We start from the raw sequence: 19140 nt of genomic DNA, 5'->3' as shown, positions 1-19140 counted from the left end.
GCGTCAGTATGGCGTGACGTGGATGATGTGGACGGCCTCGGTCTCCGGTCCCAGGCGGACGAAGGCGTGCTCGCCCCAGTTCCAGTGCTGTCCGGTGATCAGGTCGTGCGCCACGAACGTGTCGGTCCAGCCCAGGCCCAGGTCGGGCATGGTGAGGTGGAGCGTCGTCTCGCGGGTCACCGACGGGTCGAGGTTGGCCACGACCAGGATGACGTCGTCGCGGTCGTAGACCCGCCGGGCCTTCGAGAAGACCAGCACGTCGGGGTTGTCGGCGGTGTGGAAGCGCAGGTTGCGCAGCCAGTGCAGGGCCGGGTGGGCCCGCCGGATCTCGTTCAGCCGGGTCAGGAGCGGCGCCAGCGACCGGCCGCCGCGCTCGGCCCAGCGGCGGTTCTTGTACTGGTACTTCTCGTTGTCGATCTGTTCCTCGGCGCCGGGGCGGGCCACATTTTCCACCAGCTCGTAGCCGGCGTAGATGCCGTACGTGGGCACCAGCGTCGCGGCCAGCGCGGCCCGCATGACCCACCCGGGCGGGCCGCTGCGTTGCATGAACGGGGTCAGGATGTCGTGCGTGGTGGGCCAGAAGCTGGGTCGCATGTAGGCCGACGCGGGGCCGGACAGCTCACGCAGGTACTCCTCGATCTCGGTCTTGGAGTGCCGCCACGAGTAGTACGTGTACGACTGCTGGAAGCCCACCTTGGCCAGGTTGTGCATCATCGGCGGACGGGTGAACGCCTCGGCCAGCCAGACGATGTCCGGGTGGTCGACGGCCACGTCGGCGATCAGCCACTCCCAGAACTCGGTCGGCTTGGTGTGCGGATTGTCCACCCGGAACACGGTGACGCCGTGGTCGATCCAGACCTGGACGACCCGGCGCATCTCGGCGTAGATGCCCGCGGGGTCGTTGTCGAAGTTCAGCGGATAGATGTCCTGGTACTTCTTGGGCGGGTTCTCGGCGTAGGCGATCGTCCCGTCGGCCCGGGTGGTGAACCACTCCGGGTGCGAGGTGACCCACGGGTGGTCCGGCGCGCAGTTGAGGGCCAGGTCGAGCGCGACCTCGAGCCCGAGACGGCGGGCCTCGGCCACGAACGCGTCGAAGTCGTCGAAGGTGCCGAGGTCGGGATGGATGGCGTCATGTCCACCGTCGACGGAGCCGATAGCGTACGGGGAACCGGGGTCGTGCTCTTCGGATTTGAGGCTGTTGTTGCGGCCCTTGCGGTTGATCCGGCCGATCGGGTGGATCGGGGTCATGTAGATGACGTCGAAGCCCATCGCGGCCACGGCCGGCAGACGTTCGGCGGCGGTGCGGAAGGTGCCGCTGACCCATCCGCCGGCCGACTCGTCGAAGTGGGCGCCCTCGGAGCGCGGGAAGAACTCGTACCAGGCGCCGTAGAGGGCCAGCTCGCGCTCGACCAGCCAGGGCAGATCGACTCCGGGCGAGACGAAGTCGCGGAGCGGGCGTTCGCGCAGCTCGTGCACCACAGCCGAAGAAAGACCGGCGTTCAGGCGTACGCCCGGGGAGTTCGCAGAATCACGCAGGGCGGTCGCCGCCTCTTCGAGCACGGTCGCCTGTTCCTTGGTGCGGGACACCTCGGCGACGGCCCGTTCCAGGACGCGGGCGCCCTCCTCGAGCATCAGGTCGACGTCCACGCCGGCGCCGACCTTGATGACGGCGTCGTGGTTCCAGGTCCCGTACGGGTCGGACCACCCCTCGACCCGGTAGGTCCAGTGGCCGGCCCGGTCGGCCGCGACGGTCGCCGACCAGGCGTCCAGGCCGGCGTTCACTCTCGTCATGGGCAGGCGCTGCTCCCGGCCGGCCGGGTCGAGCAGCACGACGGTGGCGTTGACGGCGTCGTGGCCCTCGCGGAACACCGTGGCGGTGACCTCGAACTCCTCGCCCACCACGGATTTGGCGGGCCGGTTGCCGCCGTCCACGATCGGGGCGACGTCGACGACGGGAATGCGGCCGATGCGACGAGTCATGACCCGACGCTAGCCGCTCCCCCGGTGACCCGCTCGGTAAGCCGGTCCGTTCACGCGGCTGACAGCACGTCGACGACGAATCGCAACGCGCCGGCCGGCTGCCCGCCACTCGGGTTCTCGCCGTAGGCCAGGTCGGCCGGGATGTCGAGCTGGACCCGGCTGCCCACCTTGACCCCGACGAGTCCCTGGTCCCAGCCCTTGATCACGTTGCCCGTGCCGACCGTGAAGCTGAACGGCTGACCGCCCGTCCAGGACGAGTCGAACTCCTTGCCGTCCTTGAAGGTGACACCGACGTAGTTGACCTCGAGCGTCTGGCCCGACTGGACCGCCGCGCCGGTGCCCTCGATCAGCGTGGCCGACTTGAGCGCGGTGAGCGTGCCGGTGCCCGCGGTCACGACCGGCTTCTGGCTGAGCGCCGAGCCGGACGAGGGCGCCGTGGACGGTGACGAGGCCGGTGACGAGCCCGAGCTCCCGATCCAGAAGACCAGTCCGCCGATCAGGGCCAGCACGATCACGACGACCCCGGCCACCTGCAGCATCTGGCGGCGCTTGGCCCGCTGCCGGGCCCGCGCCTTGGCCACTTTCGCCTCGGCCCGCTTCTCGGCCTTGGTCTTGAGCGGCGGGGCGGCGTGGCCGCGGTTCTTCACGGGTTCGGGCATCGGACGACGATACGACACGTTGCTGTGCGTGACGTGTCAACCGGCCGGGATCGCCGGAACGGCCACCGAGATCGCCGTGCCGCCGCCCGGCTCCGACTCGATCTCGAGCCGGCCGGCCAGCCGCTGCACCCGCTGCCGCATGCCGGCCAGCCCGAACCCGCCCCGGGCGGCGTCGCCGGCCCACGTCGTGCCGGGCACGAAGCCGGCCCCGTCGTCGCGGACGTCGAGGGTCACCAGATCGTCCAGGTACGACAGGGTCAGCCCGACCCGCCCGGCGCCGGCGTGCTTGGCCACGTTGGCCAGGGCCTCCTGCGCGGTCCGGAGCAGCGCCAGCTCGACGTCGGGGTGCATCGGGCGGGGGTCGCCGGTGATGGTCAGCTCGACGTCGATCCGGTGGGCGTCGCCCCAGCGCCGGGCCACGTCGCCGATCGCCGCCGGAAGCTCGGCCTCGGCCAGCATCGCCGGTTGCACGGCGTGGACCGTGCGGCGGGTCTCGGCCAGGCTGTCGCGGGCCAGGTCGATCGCGGCGCCCACGTGCCCGAGGGCGGCCGGCGGCCCGTCCAGATCCGGCTCGGCCGCCTGGAGCTGGGTCACGATGCCGGCCAGTCCCTGGGCCACGGTGTCGTGGAACTCGCGCGCCATCCGCTGCCGCTCGTCGAGCACCCCGGCCGCACGGGCCGACTCGAGCAGGCGGGCGTGCAGCTCGGCGTTCTCGGCCAGAGCCGCCTGCAGCTCGAGCTGGGACTCACGCAGCGCGGCCAGCGCCCGCTTCTGCCGGTGGTCGCGGACGTCGACCCGCTCGCTGAACGCGAAGAACACCGAGGCCAGCGCGATGCTGATCGCGCTGACGGCCAGCCATTCCCACCAGGCCCCGGCGGCGAGGCCGGCCGCGCCGCCCAGGTAGGCCACCGCCGAGACCGTAGCCGTGGCGGCGGCACCGGCGTAGCGCCAACGGCCGGACAGGTAGGCGAACGCCTGGGGGTAGCCGGCGAACGCGAAGAGGCCGTAGACCGGGGCCAGAGCCACGAGACCGGTGGTGAGGCCCATCAGACCCACGTAATAGAGGCCCATCCGGCCCTGCGGGTGGAGGGTGTGGAACCACAGCATCCACAGCGTGACCGCGCCCGCCAGGGCGAGCACCACCGGAAGCCGCACCGGCGCGCCCCAGAGGGGCTGCAGCAGGGTCAGCAGGGTGGCCGCGGCCAGCAGCGCGTACGGGAGGACGTTGAAGACCGCGGTCTCCTGGCGCTCCCCCCGGTCGAACTCCGCCCGCAGCTCGGCCTCGACGCTCACCGGCCCAGCATGACAGCCGCCCGCGATCGATAAGCGTCCGCGATCGCAGCGATTGCCATTTGCTGTTGGACAGGTCCCGCTAATACCTACTAGGTTACTAGGTGTTGTAGGTATTCGGCGCGTTCTGAGGACCGACCATGAGCTTTGACGACAGCATCCCGACGACCGCCTCGCCCGAGGTCGAGTTCATCAGCCTCTCGCACCTGAACCCGTCGACCGAACTCGAGCCGATCCCGAGCCGGGGCATCGACCTGCCCTACTTCCGCCGCTACGTTGCCGCGCTCGAGGAGGGCGGCTACGACTACACGCTGCTCCCCTACGGCTCGGGCACGGCCGACCCGTTCGTCGTGGCCGGCGCGGTCGGGCAGCTCACCGAGCGGATCAAGCCGATCGTCGCCCTGCGCCCCAACACCACTCCCCCGACGGTCGGCGCGCAGAAGCTGGCCACCCTCGACCAGCTCACCGAGGGCCGCGCGGTCGTCCACCTGATCTCCGGCGGCAACGACGCCGAGCAGGCCCGCCAGGGCGACTACCTGCCCAAGAACCGCCGGTACGCCCGCACGTCGGAATACATCGACGTCCTGCGCCGCTCGTGGACCGAGCCGGCCCCGTTCAGCCACGACGGCGAGTTCTACAAGTTCGACGACTTCGGCCCCGGCTTCGCGCCCTACGAGTCACCGATCCCGATCTCGATCGGCGGCCAGTCGGACGAGGCGTTCGCGGTCGGCGGCGAGAAGGCCGACATCTTCAGCTTCTGGGGCGAGCCCCTCGCCGACCTGCGCAGCGAGATCGACCGGGTGCACGACCTGGCCCGCGCGGCCGGGCGCACCACGCTCCCCCGCATCTGGGTCACGTTCCGCCCGATCATCGCCCGGACCGACGCCCTGGCCTGGGAGAAGGCCCACGAGTACGTCCAGCGGATCGCCTCCGGCGCGCGGCCCGGCGGGACACCGCAGAACGCCGGCTCGCAGCGCGCGCTGGCCTTCGCCGAGCGGGCCGAGCTCTACGACCGGGCCTTGTGGACCAAGACGGCGGCGGTGACGAACGCGGCCGGAGCCTCGACCGCGCTCGTGGGTTCGCCCGAGACGGTGGCGGCGGCGATCCTCGACTACGTCGACCAGGGCGCGTCGCTGGTCTCGATCCGGGGCTACGACACGCTGGCCGACGCGGTCGACTACGGCAGATACATCCTTCCCCTCGTACGCGAGGAGATCGCCCACCGCACAGCCACCGGCCGCCGCAGCGGGTTCCAGGGCCGGCACCCGGGCAACTACGCGCCCGAGTACGCCCGGCTCGCCACGGCCGGCCGGTCGTGACCACGCTCCGGTTCCCCCAGCCCGATCTCTCCGACGACGCGCTGGCCCTGGTCACCGCCGAGATCGCGTCGACCGCGGCCGAGTACGACCGCACCGGCGACTTCCCGGCCAAGGGTGTCGAGGCCGCGCACCGGGCCGGCCTGCTCACCGCCACGGTCGGCCGGCGGTACGGCGGGCCGGGCGTCGGAGCACGTCAGGCGGCCCGCATCCTCACCGCGATCGGCGAAGGGGACGCGTCGGTCGGGCTGCTCGCGGCCAACCTGCTGGCCACACACGCCAGTCAGCCCAGCTGGCCCGAGTCGTACTACGAAGACCTGCTGCGCCGGTCGGCCGACGGTCCGGCCCTCGCCAACGCCATCCGGGCCGAACCCGAACTAGGCGCGCCGGCCCGCGGCGGGCTACCGAGGACGACGGTCACCCGGGACGGCGACTCTCTCCTGGTGAACGGGCACAAGGCGTACGCGACCGGGGGCCGGGGTCTGGCCTATCACGTGGTGTGGGCCACCGACGGCGAGCGGGTCGGCCACGTGATCGTGCCGGGCGACCGTCCCGGCATCACCTGGATCGACACCTGGGACCACCTCGGGCTGCGCGCCTCCAACACGCACGACGTCGTCTACGAGAACGTGCGGGTGCCGGCCGGCGCCTTCGCCGAGATCCCGCGCGGCCCGGACGGTGTCTATCGCGACCCGGCCGCGGCGGCGAGCGCGGGCAGCTTCGGGCATCCGGCCCTCTACATCGGCGTCGCGCGGGCCGCCCGTACGGCGTTCGCCGCCTTCGCACGCTCCCGCGTGCCCGCCGCCCTCGGCCAGCCGATCGCCGAGACCGAGCGCATCCAGGCCGTGGCCGGCGAGATCGACCTGCAGATCGAACAGGCGGAGACCCTGCTGCACGGCGCCCTGCTGCGCGTCGAGGCGGGCGAGAAACCCAACCTGTCGGCCGTCAAGGTCGCCATCGCCCGCTCGGTGATCGCCGCGACCCAGACCGCGGTGGCCGCCCTCGGCAACCCGGGTCTGTCCCGGCACCACAGCCTCGAACGACACCTGCGCGACGCGCTCTGCATTCGCGTGCACCCCCCTCAGGAGGACGCCGTGGTCCTTGCCAGTGGACGACGACTGTTGAAGGACACCCCCCGATGAAGTTCGTGAAACCCCTTGCCGCGACCGCCGCCACCCTGCTGGCGCTGACCGCGTGCGGCAGCGGCGCCGACGAGACGGCCGGCGCCGCGGGCAGCACGCTCAAGGTCTCGTTCTGGCCGGACAACCCGTCGTTCTCGTGCATCGACCCGTTCCAGGTCTACTGGATCGAGCACCGGTCGATCATCCGCAACTTCGCCGACTCGCTGACCGACCAGGACCCGGAGACCGGCAAGATCGTGCCCTGGCTCGCGCAGAGCTGGGAGATCAGCCCGGACGGCCGGACCTACACGTTCAAGCTCCGCGACGGCGTCACCTTCAGCAACGGCAAGAAGCTGGACGCGCAGGCGGTCGCCGACAACGCCGCGGGCTGGATCGCCACGGTCAAGGCGACCAACGGCGCCGCGTTCGGCGCCTCCTATGTGCAGGGTCTGACCGGGGCCAAGGCGGTCGGCCCGCTGACCGTGCAGTTCCAGCTGAGCAAGCCCAACTCGTCGTTCCTGCAGGCCACCTCGACGACCAACCTGGCCATCACCGACCCGGCCGAGTTCCGGTCGACGCCGGCCGAGCGCTGCGCCGGTAAGGGCGTCGTCGGCTCGGGCCTGTTCGTGCTCGACCACTACACGCCCAAGGTCGAGACCGTGCTGACCAAGCGAGCCGGCTACGCCTGGGGCTCCGATCTGGTGCAGAACAAGGGCGAGGCGAAACTCGAGAAGGTCGTCTTCAACTATGTGGCCGAGGACAGCGTCCGCACCGGCAACCTGATCAGCGGCGCCACCGACATCGCCTGGCCGCGCAACCCGTTCACGCCACAGGACACGGCGCTGATCACGAAATCCGGCGACAAGGTGGAGAAGCGGGCGCTGCCGGGTGTCGCGTACGCGCTGTTCCCCAACACCACGGCGGGCCGCCCGCTGGCCGACGCGGCCGTGCGCAAGGCGTTGTACAAGGCGATCGACCTCAAGACGTACGCGCAAACGGTCTTCGGTCCGGACTACCCGGTGATCCAGGGCGCCTTCAACTCGACGACGCCGCACTTCAAATCGGAGTCGGCCAAGCTCGCCTACGACCTGCCCGGCGCGCAGAAGCTGCTCGACGACGCGGGCTGGACCGTCGGCGCCAACGGGTTCCGGGCCAGGAACGGCACCGAACTGACGATCGAGTATCCGATCACCGCGTTCAGCGCCGGCGCCGAACTGCTGCAGGCTCAGCTCAAGCAGGCCGGCATCAACCTCGAACTGCGCACGCTGACCACCGCGCAGCAGGCCACCTACACCACCGAGGGCAGCTACGACCTGGCCCAGACCTACTTCACCCGGGCCGATCCGGGCGCGCTGCAGTTCATCCTCAACCCGGACGTGGCCAACTCCAAGGCCCTGGCCCAGCGGTCGGCCTCGCCCGCGGTCACCAAGGGCATCCAGGATCTGTTCCGCAAGGCGCTCGAGACCACGGACGCCGCGCAGACTTCGTCTTCCTACGCCGAACTGCAGGACTATCTGATCGATCAGGGCGTGGTCTTCCCGCTGTTCGAGCGACTGCAGAACGCCGGGGTCAGCGACCGGGTGCAGGGCTTCGCGTTCACCTCGGAGAGCTTCCTGCGGCTCAACGACGTCACCAAGTCATGACCAGGTACGTGCTCGGCCGGATCGGGCAGGCGGTGGTGGTGCTGTGGGCCGCGTACACGCTGACCTTCGCGATCCTCTACCTGCTGCCCAGCGACCCGATGGAGCTGCAACTGGCCGCGGCCGGGGTGCAGCCGGACAGCCTCAGCGCCGGCCAGGTGGCCGCCATCAAGCACCAGTTCGGGCTCGACCAGCCGATCTGGCTGCAGTACTGGCACCACCTGTCCGGGCTGCTCCGCGGCGACTTCGGCACCTCGCTGACCCAGCAGGTGCCGGTGAGTGACCTGCTGGCCCAGCGGATCGGGCCGACGCTGCTGCTGAGCGTCAGCGCCGCGCTGGTGTCGCTGGTGGCCGGGTCGGCGCTGGCCTACCTGGCCACCTTCACCCGGTGGACCGTCCTGACCCGCCTGCCCGCGGTGGGCGCGTCGTTCCCGCAGTTCTTCATCGCCCTGTTCCTGATCCAGTTCTTCTCGTTCCAGCTCGGCTGGTTCCCGGCCACCGGCGGCCTGGTGCTCCCGGTGATCACCATCTCGGTGCTGGCGTCCTCGGTGCTGGCCCAGGTTCTCATCAAGAGCTTCGAGGAGACCCTTTCCCAGCCGTACGTGGTCACGGCGCGAGCCAAAGGCCTGTCCCGCTCCGCCGTGCATGTCCGACACGCGTTCCGGAACGCGGCCCTGCCGGCCATGACGATTCTCGGCGTGATCGTCGGGCTCACCGTGACGAGCTCGATCGTGGTCGAGACGGTCTTCACCCGCGAGGGCGTGGGCAAGCTGGCTCAGGAGGCGGTGCTCTCGCAGGACGTTCCGGTCGTGCTGGCCGTGGTCACCGTCGCGGCGGCCATCTTCGTCCTGGTCAACCTGGTCGTGGATCTGCTCTATCCGCTGCTCGACCCGCGGATCGCCGTTTCGGGGGCCGCGCGATGACCGTTGCTCTCCGCCTTCCGGCAGTCACCGTCAACCGGCTCGAGTTGCGCCGCCCGCTCTTTGCAGGTGCCCTGCTCTACGTGTCTTTCGTGGTCGTCTCCGCGTTCTGGCCGCGCTTGTTCACCTCCTACGGGCCGATCGACACCAACCCGTCCGCGGTGGCCGTGGCGCCCAGCCTCGACCACCTGTTCGGCACCGACATCTACGGCCGGGATCTGTGGACGCGCGTGCTCTACGGCTCGCCGCTGACCATCCAGGCCACCCTGATCGCGCTCGGCATCGCCGTCGTGGCCGGGCTGGCGCTGGGCATCGTGTCCGGCTTCTTCGGCGGGTTCACCGACTCGGCACTGATGCGGTTCGTCGACGTGCTGCTGGCCATCCCCGGCCTGCTGCTGGCCCTGTCCATCGTCACCGCGCTCGGCTACGGCACGGTCCCGGTCGCCGTCGCGGTCGGCGTGGGCATCGTTCCCGGCTTCGCCCGCACCACCCGGGCCGAGGTGCTCCGGGTCAAGACGCTTCCGTACGTGGAAGCCGCCCGCGCCGGGGGTGCGTCGTGGACCCGGGTGCTGCTGCGGCACATCCTGCCCAACTCGTGGGGCCCGGTGGCCGTGCTCGCCGTCCTCGACGCCGGCGTAGCCATCATCGCCATCGCCTCGCTGAGCTTCCTGGGCTTCGGCGCCGCCCCGCCCGCCGCCGAGTGGGGAACCCTGATCGCCGACGGCCGCAACTACCTGATCACCTCGTGGTGGCTCAGCCTGCTGCCCGGCCTGTTCGTGGCCCTGCTGGTGCTCAGCCTCAACCACATCTCCAAGACCCTGCAGGAGCTGACCCGATGAGCCTCGTCGCCGTCCGCGGCCTCGACGTCGGCTACACCCGGCACCGCGCCGTCCAGCCGGCCGTCATCGGCCTCGATCTGACCGTCGATGCGGGCGAGGTGGTCGCCATCGTCGGTGAGTCCGGCTCGGGCAAGACGACCACGGCCAACGCGCTGATCGGCCTGCTGCCCGCCAACGGCCGGATCACCGCCGGCTCGGCCGTGATCGACGGAGTCGAGACCGCGGGTGCCCGCGAGCGCACCCTGCGCCGCCTGCGCGGCCGGGTCGTGGGCCTGATCCCGCAGGACCCGATGGTCGGCCTCAACCCGACCAAGCGGATCGGCGCCCAGATCGCCGAGGCGGTCCGGCTCCGCGGGGTGCCCGCCCCGCTGGTCGGCGCCGAGGTGGCGCACTTCCTGGAGAAGGCCGGCGTCGGTGAACCCGAACTGCGGGTGCGGCAATATCCGCACGAACTGTCGGGCGGCCTGCGCCAGCGGGTGCTGATCGCGATCGCCCTCGCCGGCCGGCCCAAGCTGATCATCGCCGACGAGCCGACCAGCGCCCTCGACGTCACCGTGCAGAAGCGCATCCTCGACCACCTGGGCCGCCTGGTCCGCGACGAGGGCATCTCGCTGCTGATCATCACGCACGACCTGGCCGTGGCGGCCGACCGGGCCGACCGCATCGTCGTCATGCGCGACGGCCGCAAGGTCGAGGAGGCTTCGCCGGCCTCGCTGCTCGCCGCGCCCGCCTCGCCCTACACGCGAAGCCTGCTGGCCGCCAGTGGATCTTCCAGTTCTGGATCTTCCGGTTCTGGATCTTCCGAAACTGCTTTTCGATCTTCCGGAGCAGCCGCCGCCCTCCCCCGCCCACCCAGGGACGTGGCAGAACCTACGCCCTCCACACCGGACAAATCGGAATATCCACAGGGCAGCGCGAAAATGCCGGGAAACGTCCTGCAACTCACCGACGTCAGCAAGACGTTCGCCGTCACCGACAAGCGACGCGGACGCCGTGGCTTCAACGCGCTCGACCAGGTCAGCGTCGCGGTCCCCCGTGGCACCACGCACGCGCTGGTCGGCGAATCGGGCTGCGGCAAGACCACGACGCTGCGGATCGCGCTCGGCCTGGAGACGGCGACCAGCGGTTCCGTACGCCTCGACGGCACCGAGATCAGCGGCCTGTCGTGGAACCGGATGCGCCCGCTGCGTCGCAAGGCCCAGCTCGTGCATCAGGACCCGTTCGCCACGCTCGACCCGAAGTTCACCGTCCGGCAGTCGGTGACAGAGCCGCTCGTCGCGTTCCGGGTCGGCGACCGGCGTACCCGCGAGGCCCGCGCCCGGGAACTGCTCGACCAGGTGGCACTGCCCACGGCCTACCTCGACCGGCGGCCGCGTGAACTGTCCGGCGGTCAGCGCCAGCGGGTCGCCATCGCGCGGGCCCTCGCCCTCGAGCCCGACCTGATCATGCTGGATGAGCCGGTGTCGGCCCTCGACGTGCTCGTGCAGGAGCAGATCCTGACCCTGCTGGCCGAGTTGCAGCGGGCGCTCGGGGTGTCCTATCTGTTCGTCTCGCACGACCTGTCGGTGGTCACCCGGATCGCGCACACCGTCTCGGTGATGAACGCGGGCCGGGTGGTCGAGGAGGGCCCGGTCGCCGACGTCTTCGCCCACCCGGCCAGCGACTACACCCGGGAGCTGATCGACGCCGTACCGGGGCGGCGGGTCCGTGCCGGCCGTGGGACACCTGGTGGGCGTGGTGTACCTGCTGATCACTGTGGCGATCCCGCTCACCGTGATCAGCCGTTTTCTGTCGATGCGGCCGATGTCCGGCGCGGGTCTGGAGAGGATAGGGGACGTGTTGCGTAGCAGGGAGATCCGCCGGTCGACCGGGAACGGCCCGATGCGGGTGGAGGTGCGCGGCGCCGGTGTGACCCGGGAGGGCCGCCGGATCCTGGACGGCGCCGACCTGACATTGGAGCCGCGGACGGTCACGGTGGTGGTCGGTGCGGCCGGCTCGGGCAAGACCACGCTGCTCGACGTCGTGGCCGGTTCGGCCCCGGCCGAGGGCGTGGTGCGGTTCGACGGCGTCGACGTGCGGCACCTGACCGGCGACGAGGTGCCGGCCGCCGTCGCGGTGGTGAACCAGAGCCCGTTCCTGTTCGCCGGGACGATCCGGGAGAACCTGACGCTCGGCGGCGCCTACGCCGAGGCGGAGCTGTGGGAGGCGCTGCGGATCGCGGCCGCCGACGACTTCGTCCGGGAGCTGCCGGACAGCCTCGGGACGGTGGTCGGTGAGCGCGGGGCGACCCTGTCGGGCGGGCAGCGGCAGCGGATCGGCCTGGCTCGGGCGGTGCTGCGCCGGCCGCGGCTCCTCGTGCTGGACGACGCCACCTCGGCCCTCGACGGCGGCGCCGAACAGCGGGTGCTCGAGGGCATCGGCGGCCTGGACACGACCGTGCTGGTGACGACGAACCGGCCGGCCGGGGCAGCCGTCGCCGACCGGGTGGTGCTGCTGGACGGCGGCCGGATCCTCGCCACCGGCACCCACGCCGAGCTGCTGGACCGGGCCGAGTACCGGCGGCTGGTCGACGCGTACGCGCTGCTCGCCGGTGCGGGCCGCCTCGGAAGTCACGCCGGTAATTCGGATGAGGTCACCGGCCGGTCCGCCTAAGATCGTCGCTGCGGTGGGCGGCTCCCGGCGGTGCTTCCTTCTCCCCCACTTTTTCGGATAAAGCTAGCGTCGCCCCTCTCCGCCCACCGCACTCACGGGGAGGTACGGAAACATGGATCCGCTGGCGGTGGTGCTGCTGCGCCGCACGGGCCGGGTCGCGGTCGACATCCGGGGCGAGGCGCCGGACGACGGTGCCGGCTGGGTGGCCGCGCTCGAGGCCGACCTGGCCGAGCGCGGCTGGGTGCTGCGCGACGATCTGCGCACGGCGGCGACCGCGATGCCGTCGCTCGACCGGATCCGCTGGGCCGACTGGCTGCTGGCCACGGTCGACGAGATGGCCGGGGCCGACCGTCCGATGGCGCCGCTCTACCGCCGTTTCCCCGACACGCCGCGCGACACCGATGCGGTCTACGTCCAGCGGCTGCTGGCCCACCTCTTCGCGATGCCGGGCGCGCCCTGCGTGCTCTGCGGCGACGACGATCAGGGCGAACCTCTCGACCCGTGCGGTCATCTCGTCTGCCCTAAATGCTTTTCCCCGTACGAGGTCAGCGCGTGCCCGATCTGCGGACGGCGCCTCACCGGGGACAACGACTACCTGACGATCGCGGAGCCGGCCACCGCCACCGCCGCCAGGACTCCACCGCCGTGGCCGATGCGCCTCGCCGCGCTCGAGACCGACCCGCGAGCGGCCGCCGTGCGGCTGCGCGACCAGCTCGTCGCCCGCCCGGCCGCCCTGAGCGAGGCCGACCGGGCCGATCTGCGCGTGCTGATCGGCGCCACCGTGCCGGGGCGGCTCGACTGGCTACCGGCCGAGGTGCCCGTGCGTGAGACCCTCGCGGTGGTCATCGCGTGGGCTCTGCTGGACGCGCCGCTGGAGCTCGACGAGCTGCTCGCGGCCGCCGGTTCGCGCTGGGACACGGCCACCGACGTCGCCCGCACGCTGTGGGCGTATTCGGGCGGAGACCCCGGTCTCGTGCTGCCCCGCAAGCCGCAGCCGGGCGGACCTCGATCGGCGTGGCGGCCCGGTCACGAGCCGGTCGTGGCGGTTCCGGCTCCGCGCGTACGGGCTCTGCCCCGTCCCCTGCGCCGGGCCGTGCTCGCGCACCTGGACGCCCGCGGCACGGCGAACGCGGCCGAGGACATGCTCCGGCACCCGGCGATCTGGAAGCGCCTGGCCGAGCGCCTGCACCCGTTCGAGCAGGTCACCGCGCATCCGGCGGCGGCCGTGGCGTTCGCGGCGCTGCGCGCTTCCCGTACGCCTCGGGAAGGCGCCCTCGGAGCGGCCATCCTCGCGGCGTTCGAGCGTGACCCCGAGCACCTGACACTGACCACGCACCCGGACGACCGGATCGGTGTGCGGCTGCGCACGCACGCCTCGCTGGTGGAGCGCGCCGTCGCGGACGGCGACGTGCCCGAGGCCGTACGGCTGCTGGCCCAGCGGCCCGGCGAGCTGTGGCGACGGGTCGACCAGCTTCTGCGGGCATCCGACGATCCCGCGCCGGTTCTGGCCGCCCTGAAGGCGACCGCGGGGCGGGTGTCGGCGGGCGTGCTCGCCTCGGCCGCCGCCGCGCTGGCCGGCCGCGACCGGACCGTGCGGGCGAACGCCGAGCAGCTCGCGGCCACCGCGACGGCGCGGGCCGGGGCGCGGGCCCGCACGGAACGGGTGCACGACGAGCCGCTCGTCGTCAATGTCGGCAGCGCGCTCCGGGAGGCGACGCGCCGGCTGCTGGGCGGCCACGACACGGCGGCACCGGACGCGCCGGAAACCGGCGGCATCGTCGGCGGGCGGCCCGGACCGGGGATGCCGCGGCGTGTGTTCTTCCCGCGGGGCAGCGTCACCACCACGTGGACGGAGCCCGAGCGGCGCGCCCGGCTGACGGTGAGCGCGATCCAGGCCGTACGGGAAACGGTCGATGCCGAGCTGACGGCCCGCGCGGCCCGGCTCGGACGCTTCGACGTGGCGCTGATCGACGAGGGGCTGGCCGAGGTGCCGGCGCCGATGCGCGAGCGTGCCGCCTCGGCTCAGACGGCGGGGTGGCCGCGTGGGAGCGTACGGGAACTGCCGGAGGCTGATGTTCTCCGTCTTTTCCTGCACTGGGAGGAGCCGGCCGAGACACGGGTCGACCTGGACCTGTCGTGTGTGTTCTTCGACGCGCGGTGGCGGCGGATCGGCCACTGCGACTACACCGAGCTGCGGTTCCGCCAGGACGCGGCGGTGCACTCGGGCGACCTCACGTCGGCGCCGGGCCCGCTCGGTGCGACCGAGTTCCTCGACCTCGACCTGACGCTGCTGCGCGTGGTCGACGTGCGCTACGTGGTGCCGACCGTGCTCAGCTTCAACGCGGTGCCGTTCGAGCAGATGACCGAGGCGTTCGCGGGCCTGATGCTGCCCGAGGCCGAGGGCGCGCAGTTCGACGGCGCGCGGGTGCTGCAGCGGTTCGCGCTGAGCGGTGACGCCAGGATGATGATGCCGATGGTGATCGACGTCGAGGACCGCCGTCTGCTGTGGACCGACCTGACGCTGCCCGGCGGCGGGTACGGGCACAGCGTGGGACGGCACGTCGACCAGATGGCGCGGGCCGCGGCCGACCAGTGGGACCACTTCACCGGCGGGCACCGGACGAGGCTGCTCGACCTGGCCCGCTGGCATGCCGCGGGCCGGGCCGGCCAGGTGCTGAGCGTCGGCGACGACCGGCCCGACCTGTCCGGAAGCTCGGTGCTCGCCGCCGTCGTGGACGCGTCGTCACTGCCGTCGCCGGTCGGGCCGGGATCGGTCGCCCTGACCGTCACCGGACGCGCCGCCGAGCCGTGGACCCAGGTGGCGGCGGCCGATCTGCTCGGCGAGCTCAGCCCGGGTGAGTGACCACCGGGCGGACCCCCGTACCGCCCGGTGGCCTTGACGTTCGCACAGCGCGCTTGCGGAATCCTTGCGGCCCGGTGACCTCTCAGGTTGCGCCGATAGCATCGTTCGGGACCGATCGATGGTGCGGATCAGCGAAGGGCAGGGCGTGCTGGAGTTCACCCTTCTGGGCGCGGTGGAGATCCGGCGGGACGGGCAGCGGGTCGAGGCGGGACATCCGCGCCAGCGGGCCGTCCTCGCCTTCCTGCTGGCCGAGGCCGGGCAGCCGGCCCCGGCCGACGTGCTGATCGACCGGGTCTGGGGCCCGTCCCCGCCGCCGTCCGCCCGGGCCACGCTGCACAGCCACATCGCCAGGTTGCGCCGGCTGCTGCAGCCCGAGGCCGCCCTGACGTTCGCGTCCGGCTGTTACGTGCTCGCGGTCGAGCCCGATCAGGTCGACGTGCACCGGTTCGGCCGGCTGGTCGCGCGGGCGGCCGAGCCGGGCGCCGACCGGCTGGGTCTGCTTCGCGCGGCGATGGCGTTGTGGCGGGGTGAGCCGCTGGCCGGGCTGACCGGTGACTGGGCCGGGCAGACCCGCGAGTCCTGGTCGCGGCAGTACGCCGACGCGGCAGTGGCCTGGTCGGCCGCGGAACGCCGGGCGGGTCAGCCGGCCGTGGCGATTCCGCTGCTCACCGACCTGGCCGCCGCGGATCCGCTGCACGAGGCGCTGGCCCTCGAGCTCATGGAGGCCCTGGCCGCGGCGGGCCGGACGGCCGAGGCGCTGGCGCAGTACGAGACGATCCGGCGGCACCTGGAATCGGAGCTGGGCGTCGACCCCGGCCCGGCCCTGCGGGAGAAACACGGGGTGCTGCTGCGCGGCTCCCGGCCGGCCCAGCTGCCCGCCGCCCCGGCCACCTTCGTCGGGCGCGAGCCGGAGCTGGCCGCCCTCGAGCAGGGGCAGGGCGAGGTGCCGGTGATCGCCGTGGTGGGTCCGGCCGGGGTCGGCAAGACCGCCCTGGTGCTGCGCTGGGCCTGGTCGGCCCGGGCCCGGTTCCCCGACGGTCAGCTCCACATCGACCTGCGCGGCTTCGGCGACGGCGAGCCGATCGGGCCGGCCGACGCCCTCGACCGCATGCTGCGGGCGCTCGGCGTGCCGCCCGAGCAGATCGCACCCGACCCGGACGAGCGGTCCGCCCAGTTGCGGTCCGAGCTGGCCGACCGTCGGGTCCTGATGATCCTGGACAACGCCGGGTCGGCCCGGCAGGTGCGCCCGCTGCTGCCCGGCCACCCGGGTTCACTGGCCGTGGTGACCAGCCGCAGCCGCCTGGACGGGCTGGTCGCCGAGGGGGTCCGGCGGTTGCCGCTGGCCGCGCTGTCGGCTCCGGAGTCGGCCGCGCTGCTGCGCCGGATCGCCGCCCGCGACGCCTGCGCGAACGACCGGCTGACCGGCCGCCTGGTCGATCTGTGCGAGGGCCTGCCGCTGGCGGTGAGCGTGGTGGCGGCGCGGCTGGACGGGCCGCAGCGGCTGCCGGCGATCGTGCGGGAACTCGAGGACGAGGGCAACCGCCTGGCGGTGCTCGACGTGGACGAGGACGACGTTTCCGTACGACGTGCGCTCGGCTTCTCGGTGCGGTCGCTCGACGAGGCCGCGCGGCGCCTGTTCGGCCTGCTCGCGGTCCATCCCGGGCAGACTCCGGGGCTGGACGCGTGCGCCGCCCTGCTCGGCCGGGACGCCGACGGCACCCGCCCGGTCCTCGACCGGCTGGCCGCCGTCCACCTGCTGCAGTTGCCGGCGCCGAGCCGCTACCGGATGCACGATCTGGTGCGGCTGGCCGCCCGTGAGCACGCCTCCTCTTCGGACGAGGACGAGGGCAACGCGGCGCTACGCCGGGTCCTGAGCTGGTATCGGGACGTGGCCAACACGGCCGACCGGGTGCTGCGTCCGGCCGAGCGGCCCAACTTCGCGTCACCGTCCCCTCTTTCCTTCGAATCGGCCGACGACGCCATGGCCTGGCTCGACGCGGAGGCCGACAACCTCACGGCGGCGGTCGTGACCGGGTGCCGGGCGGTGCCGGAGATCGGCTGGCAGATCGCCGCCGCCCTGTACGGCTGGCTGGTCCGGCGGCGGCACCTGGAGCGCTGGATCGATCTCTACCGGGCGGCGGCCGACGCGGCGGCGCGGGCCGGTGACCCGGGCGGGGAGGCAATGATCCACGGCCGCCTGGCCATGCCGTTCAGCCATCTGGGGCGTACCGGGGAGGCTGCGGCGAGCTGCCGCCGGGCGTACGAGCTGCGCCGCGACGGCGGTGACCGGCTGGGCGCGGCGACCGCCCTTCTCAACCTGGGCGCGGTGCACAACAGCGCGGGCAACGGCGCCGAGGCGATCCGCTGGCTCGACGAGGCGGCGACCCTGAGCGCCGAGCTGACCGGGGCCGGGCATCTGCGGGCGCTGATCGCCAGCAACCTGGGCGAGGCCTACCTGCTCGACCTGCGGTTCGCCCCGGCCGTCGGACACCTCACCGAGGCGCTGGCGCTGGCCCGGGAACACTGCGGGCCACGCGACGTGGCCGAGATCCTGCGGCGGCTGGCCGAGGCGGGCAACGCCGACGGGCGGGCGGCCGAGGCGGCCGGGCACGCTGCGGAGGGGGCGGAGATGGCCCGTACGGCCGGAGACGTGCTGCTCGAGGCGGAGGCGACGGTCGAGCTGGGGCGGGCCTGCTACGACCTGGGCCGGCGCGACGAGGGCGAACGGCATCTGCGGCAGGCGCTGTCCGTGCTCGAGCCGATGGACGCGCGGCGGGCGGCGGCGGTGCGCGAGCTGCTCGTCCTCATCGGAGCGGTGCCGTCGACTCCCGGGTGATCAGCTTGCCCGGGAACTTCTCGATGCCCGAGCCGAGCGTGCCGCCGATCGCCGCGAACAGGCGCTGGGCGGCCACCCGGCCCAGCTGTTCCAGGTTCATGTCGACCGTGGTCAGCGGCGGGCGGGCGTTGGCGACCAGGATGTTCCAGTTGTCGTAGCCGACCAGGGCGACGTCGCCCGGCACGTCCCGGCGCTGCTCGTGCAGCACGTCGAGCACCCCGCGGGCGATCTCGTCGGAGCCGGCGAAGACCGCGTCCACGTCGGGGCAGCGTTCCAGCAGCATGCGGGTGGCCCCGCGGCCCCACGACTCGGACCACATGCCGAACCAGACCTCGCCGCCGGCCGGCTCCAGCCCCTCCTCGGCCAGCCGTTGTTGCGCGCCACGGGCACGATCCTGCGCGGCTCCGTAGGACGCGTCGCCGGTGATGTGCGCGATCCGCCGGCGGCCGCACCGGATCAGGTGATCGACGGCGAGCCGCCCACCGCCCTCGTTGTCACTGACGAGCGACAGGTCGCGCGGGTCGTCCGACGGGGCGTACGCGTAGATGACCGGAACCGGCAGATCGCGGCCGAGCGAGGGCCGGCTGTCGGGGCGGGCGCCGACCACGATCAGCCCGTCGACCCGCCGGGACAGCAGTGCGCTCAGGTGATGCCGTTCGCGGATCGTGTCGCCGCGGGCGTCGCACAGGAACACCGAGGTCCGGTCGGTGCCGAACGCGTCCTCGGCGCCCATCAGGATCGGGATCGAGAACCGGCCCTCCAGGTCGGACGTGAGCAGCCCGACCGTGCCGGTGCGCTGGGTGATCAGCCCCCGCGCGAGGGTGTTGGGCGAGAAGTTGAGCTGGGACGCGGCCTGCTCGACCCGGGCCCGGGTGGACGCCCGTACCTGCGGTTGCCCGTTGAGCGCTTTGGACGCCGTCGCCACCGACACCCCGGCCAGACGCGCAACATCGCGCAGGGTCGCTCGCTCCACCCGGATTCCTCCATACACGACAAGACACGGCACGGCACTTGACAGCAAAAT

At 72.5% G+C, this 19140-nt stretch carries 13 protein-coding genes; 9 read left to right on the top strand and 4 right to left on the bottom strand.

From position 1 onward, the window contains the following. Positions 1 to 3: 3 nt before the first annotated feature. From KOI35_RS14645 to KOI35_RS14635, 3 genes are read right to left on the bottom strand one after another with little or no spacing between them, the layout of a single operon-like run. Positions 4 to 1980 carry an alpha-1,4-glucan--maltose-1-phosphate maltosyltransferase gene (locus KOI35_RS14645; protein WP_215787610.1) on the bottom strand — a complete coding sequence of 659 codons (1977 nt, stop codon included), beginning with the start codon at positions 1978 to 1980 and terminating at the stop codon, positions 4 to 6. 50 nt (positions 1981 to 2030) lie between these two features. Further along, positions 2031 to 2639, bottom strand: coding sequence for an FKBP-type peptidyl-prolyl cis-trans isomerase (locus KOI35_RS14640; protein WP_215787608.1), 609 nt, complete (start codon positions 2637 to 2639; stop codon positions 2031 to 2033). A 36-nt stretch (positions 2640 to 2675) separates the two neighbouring features. Continuing rightward, positions 2676 to 3932 (bottom strand): sensor histidine kinase, encoded by a 1257-nt coding sequence (locus KOI35_RS14635; RefSeq protein ID WP_215787606.1) that lies wholly within the window; start codon positions 3930 to 3932, stop codon positions 2676 to 2678. A 137-nt stretch (positions 3933 to 4069) separates the two neighbouring features. Here KOI35_RS14635 and KOI35_RS14630 point away from each other — a divergent pair, with 137 nt between their 5' ends. The 9 genes from KOI35_RS14630 to KOI35_RS14590 all read left to right on the top strand — a co-directional run bounded on the left by KOI35_RS14630 (position 4070) and on the right by KOI35_RS14590 (position 18116). Further along, positions 4070 to 5248: an LLM class flavin-dependent oxidoreductase gene (locus KOI35_RS14630; RefSeq protein WP_215787604.1), complete on the top strand. Its 1179-nt coding sequence runs from the start codon at positions 4070 to 4072 to the stop codon at positions 5246 to 5248. Then, positions 5245 to 6387: an acyl-CoA dehydrogenase family protein gene (locus KOI35_RS14625; protein ID WP_215787602.1), complete on the top strand. Its 1143-nt coding sequence runs from the start codon at positions 5245 to 5247 to the stop codon at positions 6385 to 6387. Before KOI35_RS14630 ends, KOI35_RS14625 begins: the two co-directional genes overlap by 4 nt. Continuing rightward, the gene (locus tag KOI35_RS14620) at positions 6384 to 8009 is read left to right on the top strand and encodes an ABC transporter substrate-binding protein (RefSeq protein WP_215787600.1); all 1626 of its coding nucleotides are present in this window, start codon (positions 6384 to 6386) and stop codon (positions 8007 to 8009) included. Before KOI35_RS14625 ends, KOI35_RS14620 begins: the two co-directional genes overlap by 4 nt. After that, a complete protein-coding gene (locus KOI35_RS14615) occupies positions 8006 to 8929 on the top strand; it encodes an ABC transporter permease (protein ID WP_215787598.1) in 924 nt (307 codons plus the stop codon). Before KOI35_RS14620 ends, KOI35_RS14615 begins: the two co-directional genes overlap by 4 nt. Beyond that, positions 8926 to 9765 (top strand): ABC transporter permease, encoded by an 840-nt coding sequence (locus KOI35_RS14610; protein ID WP_215787597.1) that lies wholly within the window; start codon positions 8926 to 8928, stop codon positions 9763 to 9765. Before KOI35_RS14615 ends, KOI35_RS14610 begins: the two co-directional genes overlap by 4 nt. Then, positions 9762 to 11612 carry a dipeptide ABC transporter ATP-binding protein gene (locus KOI35_RS14605; RefSeq protein WP_215787596.1) on the top strand — a complete coding sequence of 617 codons (1851 nt, stop codon included), beginning with the start codon at positions 9762 to 9764 and terminating at the stop codon, positions 11610 to 11612. Before KOI35_RS14610 ends, KOI35_RS14605 begins: the two co-directional genes overlap by 4 nt. Then, a complete protein-coding gene (locus KOI35_RS14600) occupies positions 11602 to 12417 on the top strand; it encodes an ATP-binding cassette domain-containing protein (RefSeq protein ID WP_215787595.1) in 816 nt (271 codons plus the stop codon). The genes KOI35_RS14605 and KOI35_RS14600 overlap by 11 nt, the downstream gene beginning before the upstream one ends. Before the next feature lie 112 nt (positions 12418 to 12529). Then, complete coding sequence (locus KOI35_RS14595) at positions 12530 to 15280, top strand: MXAN_6230/SCO0854 family RING domain-containing protein (protein ID WP_215787592.1); 2751 nt, start codon at positions 12530 to 12532, stop codon at positions 15278 to 15280. Positions 15281 to 15398: 118 nt separating this feature from the next. Beyond that, the gene (locus KOI35_RS14590) at positions 15399 to 18116 is read left to right on the top strand and encodes an AfsR/SARP family transcriptional regulator (RefSeq protein WP_215787591.1); all 2718 of its coding nucleotides are present in this window, start codon (positions 15399 to 15401) and stop codon (positions 18114 to 18116) included. Here KOI35_RS14590 and KOI35_RS14585 read toward each other — a convergent pair. After that, the gene (locus tag KOI35_RS14585; protein ID WP_308120982.1) at positions 18085 to 19089 is read right to left on the bottom strand and encodes a LacI family DNA-binding transcriptional regulator; all 1005 of its coding nucleotides are present in this window, start codon (positions 19087 to 19089) and stop codon (positions 18085 to 18087) included. The genes KOI35_RS14590 and KOI35_RS14585 overlap by 32 nt on opposite strands. Positions 19090 to 19140 lie beyond the last annotated feature (51 nt).

The sequence above is a fragment of the Paractinoplanes bogorensis genome (assembly GCF_018829635.1).
Lineage (GTDB): Bacteria > Actinomycetota > Actinomycetes > Mycobacteriales > Micromonosporaceae > Actinoplanes > Actinoplanes bogorensis.
The sequence above is the reverse complement of the archived record's forward strand: the minus strand, read 5'-3'. Positions and strand labels throughout refer to the sequence as shown.

What these genes read in the sequence shown, in the direction of transcription:
- KOI35_RS14645 (WP_215787610.1), bottom strand. Translation starts at nt 1,980, where the DNA reads ATGACTCGTCGCATCGGCCGCATTCCCGTCGTCGACGTCGCCCCGATC.
- KOI35_RS14640 (WP_215787608.1), bottom strand. Translation starts at nt 2,639, where the DNA reads ATGCCCGAACCCGTGAAGAACCGCGGCCACGCCGCCCCGCCGCTCAAG.
- KOI35_RS14630 (WP_215787604.1), top strand. Translation starts at nt 4,070, where the DNA reads ATGAGCTTTGACGACAGCATCCCGACGACCGCCTCGCCCGAGGTCGAG.
- KOI35_RS14620 (WP_215787600.1), top strand. Translation starts at nt 6,384, where the DNA reads ATGAAGTTCGTGAAACCCCTTGCCGCGACCGCCGCCACCCTGCTGGCG.
- KOI35_RS14615 (WP_215787598.1), top strand. Translation starts at nt 8,006, where the DNA reads ATGACCAGGTACGTGCTCGGCCGGATCGGGCAGGCGGTGGTGGTGCTG.
- KOI35_RS14610 (WP_215787597.1), top strand. Translation starts at nt 8,926, where the DNA reads ATGACCGTTGCTCTCCGCCTTCCGGCAGTCACCGTCAACCGGCTCGAG.
- KOI35_RS14605 (WP_215787596.1), top strand. Translation starts at nt 9,762, where the DNA reads ATGAGCCTCGTCGCCGTCCGCGGCCTCGACGTCGGCTACACCCGGCAC.
- KOI35_RS14595 (WP_215787592.1), top strand. Translation starts at nt 12,530, where the DNA reads ATGGATCCGCTGGCGGTGGTGCTGCTGCGCCGCACGGGCCGGGTCGCG.
- KOI35_RS14590 (WP_215787591.1), top strand. Translation starts at nt 15,399, where the DNA reads ATGGTGCGGATCAGCGAAGGGCAGGGCGTGCTGGAGTTCACCCTTCTG.